Here is a 13847-nt window from a genome sequence, read left to right as displayed (position 1 = left end):
GCAGGTGGAAACCCGTTGGTTAAGAAATGGACCGCCCTGCTCCTGGTGAGCCTCTGGCTGTGCCTGGCAGGAGCCGTGCTTCCGTGCGCGGCGGCAGAAAACCTTCTTCAGAACAGGGGGTTCGAAGAAAATAGCGGGGGGCAGCCCGGCGGCTGGCAGCAGGATGTATGGACGCCGGGCTCGGAAGCGACCCAATTCTCCATAGAGACAAGCCAAGCCCATACAGGGTCCGGCGCCGTCAAAATCGAGAACAAGCAGCCGAACGACGCGAAGCTTGTCCAGACGGTGGCCGTGAAGCCGAATACAACCTACCGGCTGTCAGGCTTCATCAGGGCCGAGCAGGCCGACCCGTCCTCCAAGGGGGCGAACCTGTCGGTCATGGGCCCGCTGGAGACGTCCGCCGATTACAAGGACACGAAAGGGGAATGGCAGTACGTCGAGCTATACGGACGGACGGGACCCGAGCAGAACGAGCTCAAGGTGGCCGTCCGCCTCGGGGGCTACGGCAGCCTGACCAAGGGCACCGCCTACTTCGATGACATTGCGTTCGAAGAGGTAAGCCAGGTGCCGGCAGGCGTGAAGGCCATCTCCTTTCTTCCCCAGCAGGCGGCACCCGCCGGGGATCCGGCCACCTCGGGGGATCCGGTGTCTCCGATGAAGGTGATGCTGTTCACGGTTCTTTTCGGGGCTCTCTTCGTAGTGGTTTACCAGAGCCTGATCCGCTCCCCTCTGCAGGCAAGAGGGGAATCCCGGTACGGTCCCGCGGCCATGGCAAGTGTGCTGGGGCTTGGTCTTCTTCTCCGCCTCTACATAGGCCAGCACATCGTCGGGCACCCGACGGACGTCAATACGTTCACCGCCTGGGCGAAGCACGCGGCGGAAGCCGGCCTGATGCGGTTCTACGACGGCATCTGGGCGGACTACCCGCCCGGCTACATTTATGTGCTCTATGCCATCGGCAAGCTCGCCGGATGGATGCACCTCGAGGCTTCCTCGAAGGCCTTCCTGGTGCTGCTTAAGCTTCCCGCGATTCTAGCCGATTTGGCGGCGGCATGGCTAGTATACCGCCTGGCTCAGCCGAGATTCGGGGACCGAGCGGCGCTCGGCTTGTCCCTGCTGTATGCGTTCAACCCGGCCGTTATAGCCGATTCGGCGGCATGGGGGCAGGTGGATTCCTTCTTTACCCTTCTTCTCCTCGCCACACTGCTTCAGGTGGTGCGCGGCCGGATCGAATGGGCGTGTGTTCTGTTCGCCTTGACCGTGCTTATCAAGCCGCAGGCGCTTATCTTTACTCCTGCCCTGCTGTATGCGTTCATCCGGGCCGGAAGCTGGAAGCGGTTCGGCGTAGGGGCCTTGTGGGGCTTGGCCGGATTGGTGATTCCCCTTGTGCCTTTTTCCTTGAACCAGGGAAGTCTGCTTTGGGTGGTTGACCTGTATAAAACGACTCTGAAATCCTATCCTTATGCCACCTTGAACGCGTTCAACCTGTATTCGCTTGTGGGGGCCAACTGGAAGCCTACCACCGAGAAGCTGCTGTTCCTTCCTTATTCGGTTTGGGGGAACCTGTTCATTGTGGCGGCTGTCGGCCTATCCGCATACTTGTTCTTCCGCCGGAAGGAGGATTCGCCGGCCAAGGTGCTGTACACGGCTCTTATCTTAATTGCGGTGGTCTTCCTCCTCGCGGCCAAAATGCACGAGCGTTACCTATATCCCGCCGTGGCGCTGGTTCTGGTAGCTTATGTCTACGCCCGGGACCGCAGGCTCTTGTGGCTCTTCCTCGGCTTCAGCCTGACGGCTTTTATTAACATCGGTTATGTGCTGGCCTTCAGCCTGAAGGGGATCACGAATGTCCCGGCCTTTGACGGGATCATGCTCATCACGTCACTCGTCAATCTGGTCCTGCTCGGCTGGCTTATCCAGGTGGGAGTCGATCTGTTCGTGCGGGGCCGTATCCAGCCGGTGGAGCCGGTGACTCCTCTCACGGCCGTTCCGGCGGAGGCGGAGGCTTCGGGCCTTCTGCACAGCACCGAATCGGCAGCCAAGGGGAGGAAATTCACCCGTCGCGATTGGATCGGCATGGGCGCCGTCACCGCCATCTATGCCGTGATCGCCTTGTACAACCTGGGCTCGTTCAGCGCCCCGCAGACGTTCTGGCAGCCGGCGCGAACCGGCGACAGCTTCTATGTGGATCTGGGGGAGAGCCGGACGATCGAGCGGATCAACACGTTCAGCGAGATCGGGGAGGGCAAGTTCAAGCTGGAGTTCGGCGACACGCCGACCGCCTGGACGAACCCGCTTATCGTGGACAACACCTACGTGAAGGTATTCCTGTGGAACGTCCAGCCGGTTAACGTGAAGGCCCGGTATGTGAAGGTGACCGTGGACTCGCCGGGCTTCACCCTCGACGAGATGGCGCTGTTCGAGAAGGATAATGCGGAGCCTCTTCCGCTCAAGGTAGCGGCGGTGGAGGCGGCGGACCCCGTCAGGGGAACGGTGGCGAATCTGTTCGACGAGCAGGATAAGGCCAAATACAAGCCGACCTATCTGGACGGCACGTATTTCGATGAGATTTACCATGCCCGGACCGCCTATGAGCATCTTCATCTCATGAAGCCTTACGAGAACACGCACCCGCCGCTCGGCAAAGAGCTGATCCTGATCGGGATCAAGCTGTTCGGCATGACTCCGTTCGGCTGGAGAATCGTCGGCACGCTGTTCGGCATCGGCATGATTCCGATTCTTTACGTTTTTGCCTTGAGGCTGTTCGGAAAGTCCGAGTATGCGCTGTTCGCCGCTTTCCTGATGGCGGTGGATTTCATGCATTTTGCCCAGACGCGCATCGCGACCATCGATGTGTACGGGGTCTTTTTCATCATGCTGATGTATTATTTCATGTACCGCTACTACAGCCTGAGCTTCTATCAGGTTCCGCTCAAGAAAACGCTCGTTCCTCTGTTCCTGTCCGGGCTCTTCTTCGGAATCGGGGCGGCGAGCAAGTGGATTGTGCTGTACGGCGGGGCGGGGCTGGCGCTTCTCTTCTTCCTGTCCCTGTACGAAAGGTACCGGCAGTATGCCGCGGCGGGGCAGATGCTCGCACTGGAGAAGGGCAAGCCTGGTCCGGAGCTGACCGCCTATCTGGTTAAGGTACGACGCGTGTTCGTGAAATACACGGCCCAGACGGTCGCCTGGTGTACGCTCTTCTTCGTCGTTATTCCGGCCGTCATCTACAGCCTGTCCTTCGTTCCGATCATGAGCGTGCCCGGCGAGAAGCATACGGTCGAGCAGCTTGTCCAATACCAAAAGGACATGTACAATTACCACAGCAAGCTGAAGGCCACCCATTCGTTCGGCTCCCCTTGGTACGAGTGGCCGTTCCTGGTGAGGCCGATCTGGTATTACACCGGCCAGTCGCAGCTTCCGCCCGATCAGGTGTCGAGCATCGTATCCATGGGGAACCCGGCGGTCTGGTGGGTAGGCCTGCTCGCGTTTCTCGCCACGCTGGTGCTGGCCCGCAGGCAGAGGCACCGGGGAATGCTCGTGGTCATCGTGGCGTTCTTCTCGCAGTATGTTCCGTGGATGCTGGTCACGCGGCTCACGTTTATTTATCATTATTTTGCAATGGTCCCGTTTCTCATCTTGAGCATTGTCTATGCGAGCAAGCTTCTCGTGGAAGCCAGGCCCGCGTGGCGCAAGGCCGTTTATGCGTATTCGGCCGTGTGTCTCCTATTGTTCATCATGTTCTATCCGGTTCTGTCCGGTGCGGTGGTCAGCAAGTCTTATGTAGAACAGTTCCTGCGCTGGTTCCCGACCTGGTATTTCAACAGCTAAGCCCCCGGTGCCTTATCTGTGAGGGTTGGCACTAGATTCATCAAGGAGGATAATATGCACGAGCACAGCAAGTATTCCATAGTAGTTCCGATGTACAACGAAGAAGCGGTCATCGAGGAGACCTACCGGAGGCTGAAGGAAGTGATGGACAGCCAGCCGGAGACGTACGAGCTCGTCTTCGTCAACGACGGGAGCCGGGACCGGACGGTCGAGATCGTGGAAGGCCTGTGCCGGCGGGACGGAAACGTGCGGCTCGTCAACTTCTCGCGCAATTTCGGGCATCAGATTGCGATCAGCGCCGGCATGGATTATGCGTCCGGAGACGCGGTCGTCGTCATTGATGCCGATCTGCAGGATCCGCCCCAGGTGATTCTGGCGATGATCGACAAATGGCGGCAGGGCTACGACGTCGTGTACGGCAAGCGGTTGAAGCGCAAGGGGGAAACCCTGTTCAAAAAAGTGACCGCTCTGATGTTCTACCGTTTGCTGCGAAGCATGACAAATGTGGAGATCCCCGTGGATACGGGGGATTTCCGTCTGATCGACCGGAAGGTGTGCGAAGTGCTCCGGAACCTCAAGGAGAAAAACCGCTTCGTCCGCGGCCTCGTCTCCTGGGTCGGCTTCAAGCAGACCTCGGTGGAGTACGTTAGGGACGAGCGGTGGGCGGGAGAGACGAAGTATCCGCTGAAGAAGATGATCCGGTTCGCCCTCGACGGCATCACCTCCTTCTCGTACAAGCCGCTTAAGCTGGCCACCTACATTGGGTTTGCCATGTCGGCGGCGAGCTTCCTCTACCTGCTGGTTGTATTGTACGAGAAGCTTTTCACAGAGGCATACGTCGTTCCGGGATGGTCCTCGCTTCTCGCCACCAACCTGTTCTTCAACGGCATCATGCTCATCCTGCTCGGCATCATCGGAGAGTACATCGGCCGGATCTACGACGAGTCCAAAGGGCGTCCGCTGTACATCGTGAAGGAGACGAAGGGCTTCCAGGCGGAGGGAGCCGCCGAGCCGGGAGAGAAGCAATATGTCCGCTAAAGCCCTGCTCGCCCGCTACGGCCAGTTCATCAAGTTCAACCTTGTGGGTCTGTTGAATACGGCCATCGATTTCGTGGTCTTCTCCCTCTTGGTCGGGCTGGGCGTTCCCTATTTGGCGTCCCAGTGCGTGTCCTACGGTGCGGGCATCGTGAACAGCTTCCTGCTCAACCGCAGCTGGACGTTCCGGGAGCGGCAGGGGGCGAGAGGGGCCCAGGCGGTCCGCTTCCTGCTGCTGAACGCCGTCACCCTTGGGCTTTCCCTTCTTCTGCTGTACGCGTTCAAATCCGGCCTAGGGCTTCACCCGATCGCCGCGAAGGTCATCGTGACCATCTTCACGACGCTCGTGAACTTTGCGGGCAGCAAGCTCTGGGTTTTCCGTGCGGAGGGCAAGAGGGGCGGGTAAACGCGGCCCTGCCAGCAGATGCGGCCGGCCTCGGCTGTTTGCCTGCAAACGGACCGTCGTTTAGTTCATGACCGCATGAAGCTGCGATTTCCTGGCGGATAAGGCATCATCAAGACATATCGACATAGGGCCGAAAGGCCCTATTTTTTATTGTCCTACGAATTCGGACCTCGCTCCCCCGGAGACCTCCCAGGCTCCCTTTTTTCCTTGCAGGGAGTGCCCTTTTTAGGTTCTCATCCTTTCCTTCTCCGTCCTTGCTTCTCTTTTTCTCGTAAACAGGTGCAGGGGATCCGCCTCCAAGGCCCGTCTATTGAAAAAGAATAGAAGAAAGGCAACTTATCGGGGGCGGCGATCGTTTAGGGATAGACAGGAAGTTGAAGTTGTTCTTAGCGTCCATCCTAACGCCTGTTAACAGGTTCCAGTCCATAGCCAGGAGGTAGCTATTATGAATGCCGTGCTGTCAGTCCGTGGAATCAGCAAAACCATTGGCGGAAAAACGCTGGTGGAGGGGATTTCCTTTGAAATAGGAAAGGGAGAAATATTCGGTCTGCTGGGTCCGAACGGGGCGGGGAAGACGACGACGATCCGCATGCTGGTCGGCCTGATCGAACCGACGTCGGGAAGCATTGCCGTCTGCGGGCATGATGTCCGCAAAGCCCGTCGCGAGGCGATGCGCGGTGTGGGCGCCATCGTCGAGAACCCGGAGCTCTACGGCTACTTGAGCGGAGAAGAGAACCTGAGGCAGTTTGCCCGGCTGTCCCGCTTGGAGGGAGCCGACGAACGCATCCGCGAGGTGGCCCGACTGGTCGGCCTGGAGGAGCGCCTGCAGGAGAAGGTCAAGCGCTATTCACTAGGGATGCGTCAGCGGCTGGGGCTTGCCCAAGCCCTTCTTCACAGGCCTTCCCTGCTCATCCTGGACGAACCGACGAACGGGCTGGATCCGGCCGGCATGAGGGAGTTCCGCCAGCTGCTCCGGACGCTGGCTTCCGAGGGAACGGCCATCCTCCTCTCGTCCCACCTGCTGGGCGAGATCGAGCAGGTGTGCGACCGGGTCGGCGTCATTCAGAACGGGCGCTGGGTGCTCACCTCCGCGGTTGGAGAACTCGGCGACCCGTCGCAGGGGCGGCGCCTGCTGATCCACGTGGATTCGGCCGAGAAAGCGTTGGCCTGCCTGGATGCGGAAGGGATCGAGGTGCGGGCCCGGTTTGTGAGCCCTGCCGTGATTTCTCTGGTGCCGCCCGCGGAATCGATGAATCCGCTGCTTAAGACCCTGCTGAACGGGGGCATCACGATTCACCGGCTGGAAGAGCAGAATACGTCCCTCGAGGACAAGTTTCTGGAAATTACCGGAGGGAACCAAGGATGAGCGAATGCCTGGATGTGATCCGCAACGAATGGATCAAGCTTCTCAGAAGAAAGAGATTTCTTGTCGTGCTTCTGCTTGGGCTCGGTATAGCCGCCTTCTTCCTGGCGGTGGAATACAAGCACGCGAAACAGCTCAGCCTCTATAACAGCCCGGATTACCAGAGGCAGCAGCTGGAACGATGGATTCAAGACACGGAGCGGGCATTGGCCGATGATAAGAAGCTGGCGGGAGCAGAACGTCAAGCGATGGAAGAGTCCGTTCAATCCATGAAGAAGGAGCTGGAGGAGCTCGAGCAGCATTCTGGCGTGCCTGCGCCTTTCGATGAGGAGAAAGCGAAAAGCCGGGTCGCCGGGTTAAAAGAATCCCTTGCTTCCCTGCCGCCCGAGCATAAGAATTCCCGCGGAAGCCTGGAGATTGAGCTCATGAAGGCTGAGTACCTCCTCGACAACCGGGTAGCGGTTAACGATAAGCGATTCGGGGAAGGGATGACGATGTGGAGAGCCATGAAGGATTTCATGGAGATCGGCCCGCTCCTGTTCATCCCCATGCTCTGCGTACTGCTCGTATCCGATATCATTTCCGGGGAAATGACCGCCGGGACCGTGAAGCTGCTTCTGATCCGGCCCGTTTCCAGAGGGAGGATTTACCTGGGCAAATTCCTCACCTCGATAACGGCGTCCGTCGTTGTCGTGACAATCCTGCTCGCCGTCATTGCGGGGTTCTCGTACGTCTTGTTTGGCGCAGACGGAGCGGACAATCCCGAAGCGGTAGGGGTCAGCTATTACAAGGCCCAGGAGATGATGGAAGGCCGTATGACGGAGGTAACGGTGGTTGACCCAAGCGATGCCCATATCGTGTCCGCCGGCACCTACTTCCTGGTCAGCCTGCTGCTCACCGTTCTGGCGACAGTCGTGATGACCGGACTCGGCTTCTTCGCCTCGGTGCTCGTCCGGTCGGCAGCCGTCAGTACCGGACTGGCCATGAGCGTTGTCGTCATGGGACTGGCCATCCAGGGCACAGCCCGGGGGATGGGCTTCCTGAAGGGACTGGCGACCACTCATTTTAACCTCGGCCGGGTCTGGTCCGGAGAGGTATACCAGAGCTTCGGCGTTTCGACGACTCTTCCCGAAAGCCTGCTCATCCTTCTGGCCTGGTCAGCGGGGATGTATCTGCTCGGGTATGTTTTATTCACTCGGAGGGACATTCTGGCTTAACCACCCGGATTCGGTTCCTGCCGCCAAACGACAACGAAGCCGTACCCAATGGAGGGTCGGCTTCGTTTTAATGGGAAAGGGCTCTAACGATTGTTGGAGGACGCTCGGCGTGCCCGTCTCCGGTCGATCTCCTCGGTGACGACGAAGGCCAGGTCCTCGTTGCCGAACAGGCCGATGACGCTGAGCACCGTGTCATCTTCGAGCACGCCGGCCTCTTCCTTGGGAACGGTCAGGGAAAGGGCATGCTGCAGGGCGGGATTCGCTCCCTGGTCCGGGTAGGCGCGGAGGTAGAGCTCCTCCGGGTCCAGGCCGTGGTTGACGCACCATTGGGCGAAGACCAGGATCATCATTTCCTCGTCCTGCCGGTAGCTGCGGATAATGGCTTCTTCTCTTTCTTTGGGGTTCATGGGTCCAACTCCTCTATCCATCTCTCGCTGCCCATTATAACGGAAGGAAGCGGGGCGGACAAATCGGTCCGGTCGGCCATTTTTTATACCCAAACCTGCTCTTGCAAAACGCCGCCGCTGTGCTACCCTGTAAAGAGACAGGAGGGACGGACTTGAAAACGGTACTGGTAACCGGGTATAAGGCGGCGGAGCTCGGCATTTATTCGCTCAAGCACGAAGGCATCCCCATTATCAAAAAAGCTCTGCGCAAGCGCATCGAAGCCCTGCTCGACGAAGGCTTGGAATGGGTGATCGTAAGCGGGCAGTGGGGAGTGGAGCTGTGGGCGGCGGAGGCGGCTCTTGAGCTTAAGGAGGACCATCCTCAGCTCCGGCTCGCCGTCATTACGCCTTTCCTGGAGCAGGAGGAAAGATGGAAGGATGACAAAAAGGAGTGCTACCAGGAAGTGTTGAGAAAGGCTGATTACGTGAACAGCGTTTCCCATAAGAAATACGAAGGGCCGTGGCAGTTCAAGGAAACGAATAAATTTCTCCTCCGGAACTCCGACGGGCTTCTGCTTGTGTATGACGAAGACATGGAAGGGTCCCCGCGCTTCCTGAAGGAGCTCGCCCGGTCGCATGCCGAGCATTATGAATACCCGATTCTTACGATCACGGCGGAGGACTTGCAGAGTACGGCGGAGGAGCAGCTCCCCGATTTCGACGGACAGGAAGGTTAGCTTATGTGGAGAAACCGCAACGTATGGATTATATGGTCGGGCGAAATGGTGGCTGGCCTCGGGTTATGGATGTCCATCATCGCCAATTTGGAATTTATGCAGCGGTATGTGCCGTCGGATTTTATGAAGTCCCTTATTTTGTTTGCCGGGCTGCTGGCGGGGGTGCTGGTCGGGCCTCTGGCGGGAAGAGTGATTGATGCGAGCCGAAAAAAAACGGTGCTCCTCTATGCCGGATTCGGCCGGATGCTGAGCGTGGCGTTCATGTTTCTGGCGCTTCACTATTCCTCCGTAGGCTGGATGGTGGTCTTTGCGGTTGTTCTGCAAATCTCGGCGGCCTTCTATTTTCCGGCCCTGCAGGCACTGGTGCCGATGGTCGTGAAGGAGGAAGAGCTTCTGGCCATGAACGGCGTCCACATGAACGTCGGCACCGTTTCGCGGATTCTCGGCACGGCTCTCGGAGGGGCGATGCTTGCCGTGATGAGCCTGTATACGCTGTACATGGCTTCCCTGGTGGCCTACGTTCTGCTTCAGATCGCCACCTGGTTCCTAAGCGTACAGGAATCGGCTTCGGTTTCCGGGACCGGGATCCTTTCCGGTGAAAAGGCAGGTGATAAGCTCGAGGAGCCGGCAAACGGCCGGACGGCCGGGGAAGGTAAGCGCAGAACGGGCGGCTTCGCCGAGATCTTGCCGCTGTTAAAGACGATGCCTGTCGTGAAGTCGGCTCTCCTGCTGACGATCGTGCCCACCTTGTTCATCGGGGGCTTTAACCTGATGGTTATCAACATCAGCGAGCTGCAGAACAACGTGCAGATCAAAGGCCTGCTGTATACGGTGGAGGGGACCAGCTTTATCCTGGGGGCCCTGCTAGTTAAGCGTTTCTTCAGCAAGGGTGTCATGCTCCGCAGGCTGCTCGCTTTCTCCCTTCTGATCGCCGTCGCCCAGTCCTCTCTCTTCTACGGGGATCACCGGATTATGTCGATGGTTTCCTTCGGCTTGTTCGGGCTTTGTGCAGGCGGGTTCTTCCCGGTGGTCGCAACCATCTTTCAGACGGGAATCCCGAAGGAGTACCATGGCCGATTCTTCTCGTTCCGGGCGATGTTCGACCGGGTCCTGTTCCAGGTGGTGCTGCTCGGCACCGGGTTTCTGCTCGATACCATCGGGTTCAAGCGGATGGTCCTCGTCTTCGGCGGGCTGTCTCTGCTGCTGACGGCCTACTATACCGTGCAGGAAAGACGGATGGCGGCGGGAACGCGTCCGGTCAAAGGGCTGGGGGAGCCGGTATAGCCGGCGGAAGAGGACCCGCTTCTATGGCCATAAGCGGCCGTCTGATTCGTTCGTATGGTGCGAAAGCAACGGTACGAGCCGATGAGACGGCCTTTTGGCATGCCCTGGTTCGGAATGGCAGCGGAGGACATCTCCCTTTTCGGTTGGGAAACGCCGGGTGGGGACGCGCCTGGTGTCGAATGTTCTGCTTCCTTAGGGAGGATCAGGCGCCATCGGAGGTTTGCTTGCCAACCAAAGTACCGGCTGAGGCACTGGAAGGACCAGGGATTGACGGCGTTCCAGGAAATAGGCCTGGTTTTTTGACGTCGGCTTCGCTATGATAGGTTTAAATACTTAAACGTTTGAACCTTTAAACCTATTGACATAGAGGAGTGTGGGCAGCATGAACGAAACCGTCCTGGTTACCGGGGCGTCCGGGGGGATAGGACTGGAGCTGGCGGGCCTTTTTGCGAAGGATGGGTACGACCTGGTCCTGGCGGCAAGAAGCGCAGACAAGCTGGAAGAGATCAAGCGCGAGCTGGAGAAGCGGCACGGAATCTCGGTTACGGTGCTGCCGCAAAATGTGTCGGGCCGGGAGAACGTCGAGGCTTTGTGGAGTGCGGTGGAAGCCCGCGGCTTGACCATCGACATTCTCGTCAATAACGCGGGATACGGGCTGTACGGCCCCTTCGCCGAGACGGACCTGACCGACGAGCTGAATATGATCGACTTAAATGTCTCGGCCTTGACTCATCTGACGAAGCTGGCCGTCCGCGGGATGGTTTCGCGGGGGAAGGGACGCATTCTTAACGTCGCGTCTCTCGCGGCTTTTCAGCCGGGCCCTCTCATGGCCGTTTACTATGCCACGAAAGCTTACGTGCTGTCCTTCAGCGAAGCGCTGGCCCATGAGCTTCAGGGAACCGGCGTGACCGTCACCGCTCTTTGTCCGGGAGCGACGGCTACGGGGTTCGAGAAGCGAGCGAAGCTGGAATCCTCCCGGCTGTTCAAGATGGGAGTCATGGATGTCGGCACCGTCTCCCGGGCCGGCTACCGGGGGCTCCTGAAGGGCAAACGGATCGTCGTTCCCGGCTTCAAGAATGTCCTGATGGTGAACGCGTCCCGGTTCCTGCCGAGACGCGTCGTCACGGCCTTCGTCCGCCGGATCCAAGGAGAAAGCCGGTAGCTCCGCGTTAAGGAAAGGAGGCGACCGCTATGGGCCAAAGGGCCATGGAGACGTTCCGCTCCTGCATTCCTCTGTTCCAGGCGCTGAGCGACCCGGCCCGGCAGGACATTATCCTGCTTCTGGCGGAGAAGGAGCGGCTCAGCGTGAACGAAATCGCGGAGCATTCCCGCCTGTCCCGTCCGGCGATCTCCCATCATCTCAAGATCATGAGGGAGACCGGCCTGGTGGCCTTGGAGCGGCAGGGCACCCAGCGCTACTATTTCCTGTCGCTGGTTCCTTCCCTGGAGAAGATGAAGGAGCTGATCCGCCTGGTGGAGGAAGAGTGTCTTTCTTAAGCGTTACCGGTGAAATCCGGGGGCAAGGAAGTCAAACCCGCGGCCGAGAGCGGCAAACCGGTAAAAAGCCAGCCAGACGGAATTTAGGGTGCATCCCTTATAATGGACATTGGAATAACCCCATGGGGTCGTACCGGCGGAACCGCCGGCGCGGATGCTTCCCCTGCTTCCCACACAGAAGCCCGGGGCTCTTCGGAGCCGTCGGGTTTCCTTTGTTCCAGGATGAAAAGGCGAAGCGAAAGGGACCGTTCCATTACCCGTTCCCGTGAAGAGGATTTCCCTTTCGAAAACGCGGATGTTACACTTTAGTGGACCTGCCTTGCAAGATAAAAGGACCCGGGCAGGGAGGAAGTAGCGGTCCTTCAACCGAAAACAGGTGTGGTGATTTCTTTGTTCCAATTGCTGCTTATTGAAGACGATGCGACTTTGTTCGCCGAAATCCAAAAACGTCTCTCTCATTGGGAGTACGAAGTGCATGGCATTAAAGATTTCCGTACGGTCCTCCAGGAATTCTCAGCGGTCCAGCCGGATCTTGTCATCATCGACATCCAGCTTCCGAAGTTTGACGGCTTCCATTGGTGCCGGATGATCCGGTCGGTGTCGAATGTTCCGATCCTTTTCCTATCCTCCCGCGATCATCCGACCGACATTGTGATGTCCATGCAGCTCGGAGCGGACGATTACATCCAGAAGCCGTTCCATTTTGAGGTGCTGGTTGCAAAGATCCAAGCGACCCTGCGCCGTGTCTATAACTACAATACCGAACCCGTTCAACTCAAAACCTGGTGCGGGGCCGCCGTCGACTACGAAAAAAACACCGTTACCAACGATCGGGGATCCATTGAGCTGACCCGCAATGAAATCTTCATCCTGAAGCTCCTCCTGGAGCAGAAGAACCGGATCGTTTCGCGCGATCACCTCATTCACAGCCTGTGGGAGGATAAGCGGTTCATCAGCGACAATACGTTGACCGTGAACGTAAACCGGCTGCGCAAACGGCTGGAAGAGCTGGGACTGGAGTCTTTTATTGAAACCAAAATCGGTCAGGGCTATCGGGCGGTAGACCAGGAGACCTTGTATGATTAAACGATTCGTACGGGAAAGGCTCAGTTGGATCGCGTTAGTTCTGTCCGTTCAGCTTCTGTTTCTTTTCCTGGCTTATCTGGACCCAGCCGTCTCTCTTGCTTCCGCGGGCTACTTCGTATTCCTCTCCCTTCTCTTCTTCGCTGGCTTTCTCCTGCTCCGCTATCCCAAGGAGACCCGATTCTATCGAAGCTTGGCAGATCGGGAAAACAATTGGGATACTGCCACAATCGCAAAGCCGTCCAGTCCCTTTGAAGAACTTGCGGCCGGGACGATCACCGATCAGGCTGACCGCCTAAGACAGCTGGCTTCCCGCCACCTTACGGCCGTGGAACGGGAGAAGGACGAGCTGCTTTCCTGGATTCACGAGGTCAAAACCCCGCTGACGGCTATGCATCTCATGATCGGACGTATGGAATCCGGACCCTTAAAAAGCCAGCTGACCTATGAATGGCTGCGCATCCATTTGCTGCTCGACCAGCAGCTGCACCAGAAGCGGATCACGTTTATCGAGAACGATCTGTATATCGAGAAGGTCGACCTGGAAACGATTCTCCATCACGAGATCCGGACCCTGCAGGCATGGTGCATGGCGAAGGGAATCGGCTTCGACCTGCGGCTGGAGGTAACCGAGGTATGGAGCGACGCCAAATGGCTCTCCTTCATCCTCCGCCAGCTGCTGACGAACGCGGTCAAATACAGCGAAGCCTCGGACATTGTCATCCGAAGCTGCTGGAGGGATGAGCACCCGGTAATACAAATAACGGATCACGGAAGGGGAATCGACCCGAGGGACCTTACGCGTATCTTCGACAAGGGCTTCACCTCGACCTCCCGGCACGACGGGACCGCGGCCACGGGAATGGGCTTGTATTTGTCCCGCCAAGCGGCCGAGCCTCTCGGGATCACCCTTCAGGCCGCGTCCCGGCGGGGGGAAGGGTCCACCTTCACGCTGCTTTTTGCCCGCCGCAATGCTTACAGCGAAATCACCGGCATGTGACAACAATGTCA

Annotated in this window: 12 protein-coding genes; 11 read left to right on the top strand and 1 reads right to left on the bottom strand. The window is 58.3% G+C overall.

Going from position 1 to position 13847, the window contains the following annotated elements; genetic code table 11:
* The first annotated feature begins 15 nt into the window (after positions 1-15).
* The 5 genes from MJA45_RS21270 (at position 16) to MJA45_RS21250 (ending at position 7849) form a co-directional block, all read left to right on the top strand.
* On the top strand, positions 16-3828 hold the full coding sequence (locus MJA45_RS21270) for a glycosyltransferase family 39 protein (RefSeq protein ID WP_315603906.1): 3813 nt from the start codon (positions 16-18) through the stop codon (positions 3826-3828).
* A 54-nt stretch (positions 3829-3882) separates the two neighbouring features.
* Entirely contained in the window at positions 3883-4866 is a 984-nt protein-coding gene (locus MJA45_RS21265; protein ID WP_315603905.1) for a glycosyltransferase family 2 protein, read from the top strand.
* Positions 4856-5269, top strand: a complete 414-nt coding sequence (locus MJA45_RS21260; RefSeq protein WP_315603904.1) for a GtrA family protein — start codon at positions 4856-4858, stop codon at positions 5267-5269. The genes MJA45_RS21265 and MJA45_RS21260 overlap by 11 nt, the downstream gene beginning before the upstream one ends.
* Positions 5270-5714: 445 nt before the next feature.
* The gene (locus tag MJA45_RS21255; protein WP_315603903.1) at positions 5715-6635 is read left to right on the top strand and encodes an ABC transporter ATP-binding protein; all 921 of its coding nucleotides are present in this window, start codon (positions 5715-5717) and stop codon (positions 6633-6635) included.
* Positions 6632-7849 carry an ABC transporter permease subunit gene (locus MJA45_RS21250; RefSeq protein ID WP_315603902.1) on the top strand — a complete coding sequence of 406 codons (1218 nt, stop codon included), beginning with the start codon at positions 6632-6634 and terminating at the stop codon, positions 7847-7849. Before MJA45_RS21255 ends, MJA45_RS21250 begins: the two co-directional genes overlap by 4 nt.
* Positions 7850-7932: 83 nt before the next feature.
* On the opposite strand, the gene MJA45_RS21245 is transcribed toward MJA45_RS21250, so the two are convergent.
* On the bottom strand, positions 7933-8256 hold the full coding sequence (locus tag MJA45_RS21245; protein ID WP_315603901.1) for a hypothetical protein: 324 nt from the start codon (positions 8254-8256) through the stop codon (positions 7933-7935).
* Positions 8257-8408: 152 nt separating this feature from the next.
* Between MJA45_RS21245 and MJA45_RS21240 the strand changes: the two genes are divergently transcribed.
* The 6 genes from MJA45_RS21240 (at position 8409) to MJA45_RS21215 (ending at position 13836) form a co-directional block, all read left to right on the top strand.
* Entirely contained in the window at positions 8409-8972 is a 564-nt protein-coding gene (locus MJA45_RS21240; protein ID WP_315603900.1) for an SLOG family protein, read from the top strand.
* Positions 8973-8975: 3 nt separating this feature from the next.
* Positions 8976-10256: an MFS transporter gene (locus tag MJA45_RS21235; protein ID WP_315603899.1), complete on the top strand. Its 1281-nt coding sequence runs from the start codon at positions 8976-8978 to the stop codon at positions 10254-10256.
* 382 nt (positions 10257-10638) lie between these two features.
* Positions 10639-11418 carry an SDR family NAD(P)-dependent oxidoreductase gene (locus MJA45_RS21230; RefSeq protein ID WP_315603898.1) on the top strand — a complete coding sequence of 260 codons (780 nt, stop codon included), beginning with the start codon at positions 10639-10641 and terminating at the stop codon, positions 11416-11418.
* Between the two features lie 29 nt (positions 11419-11447).
* Positions 11448-11753 (top strand): ArsR/SmtB family transcription factor, encoded by a 306-nt coding sequence (locus tag MJA45_RS21225; RefSeq protein WP_315603897.1) that lies wholly within the window; start codon positions 11448-11450, stop codon positions 11751-11753.
* Positions 11754-12143: 390 nt separating this feature from the next.
* Positions 12144-12839 (top strand): response regulator transcription factor, encoded by a 696-nt coding sequence (locus MJA45_RS21220; RefSeq protein WP_315603896.1) that lies wholly within the window; start codon positions 12144-12146, stop codon positions 12837-12839.
* Positions 12832-13836, top strand: a complete 1005-nt coding sequence (locus tag MJA45_RS21215) for a sensor histidine kinase (protein ID WP_315603895.1) — start codon at positions 12832-12834, stop codon at positions 13834-13836. Before MJA45_RS21220 ends, MJA45_RS21215 begins: the two co-directional genes overlap by 8 nt.
* The last annotated feature ends 11 nt before the right edge of the window (positions 13837-13847 follow it).

The organism is Paenibacillus aurantius, assembly GCF_032268605.1.
Taxonomy (GTDB): Bacteria; Bacillota; Bacilli; order Paenibacillales; family NBRC-103111; genus Paenibacillus_AO; species Paenibacillus_AO aurantius.
The sequence above is the reverse complement of the archived record's forward strand: the minus strand, read 5'-3'. Positions and strand labels throughout refer to the sequence as shown.

What these genes read in the sequence shown, in the direction of transcription:
- MJA45_RS21230 (WP_315603898.1), top strand. Translation starts at nt 10,639, where the DNA reads ATGAACGAAACCGTCCTGGTTACCGGGGCGTCCGGGGGGATAGGACTG.
- MJA45_RS21255 (WP_315603903.1), top strand. Translation starts at nt 5,715, where the DNA reads ATGAATGCCGTGCTGTCAGTCCGTGGAATCAGCAAAACCATTGGCGGA.
- MJA45_RS21260 (WP_315603904.1), top strand. Translation starts at nt 4,856, where the DNA reads ATGTCCGCTAAAGCCCTGCTCGCCCGCTACGGCCAGTTCATCAAGTTC.
- MJA45_RS21215 (WP_315603895.1), top strand. Translation starts at nt 12,832, where the DNA reads ATGATTAAACGATTCGTACGGGAAAGGCTCAGTTGGATCGCGTTAGTT.
- MJA45_RS21225 (WP_315603897.1), top strand. Translation starts at nt 11,448, where the DNA reads ATGGGCCAAAGGGCCATGGAGACGTTCCGCTCCTGCATTCCTCTGTTC.
- MJA45_RS21250 (WP_315603902.1), top strand. Translation starts at nt 6,632, where the DNA reads ATGAGCGAATGCCTGGATGTGATCCGCAACGAATGGATCAAGCTTCTC.
- MJA45_RS21245 (WP_315603901.1), bottom strand. Translation starts at nt 8,256, where the DNA reads ATGAACCCCAAAGAAAGAGAAGAAGCCATTATCCGCAGCTACCGGCAG.
- MJA45_RS21235 (WP_315603899.1), top strand. Translation starts at nt 8,976, where the DNA reads ATGTGGAGAAACCGCAACGTATGGATTATATGGTCGGGCGAAATGGTG.
- MJA45_RS21265 (WP_315603905.1), top strand. Translation starts at nt 3,883, where the DNA reads ATGCACGAGCACAGCAAGTATTCCATAGTAGTTCCGATGTACAACGAA.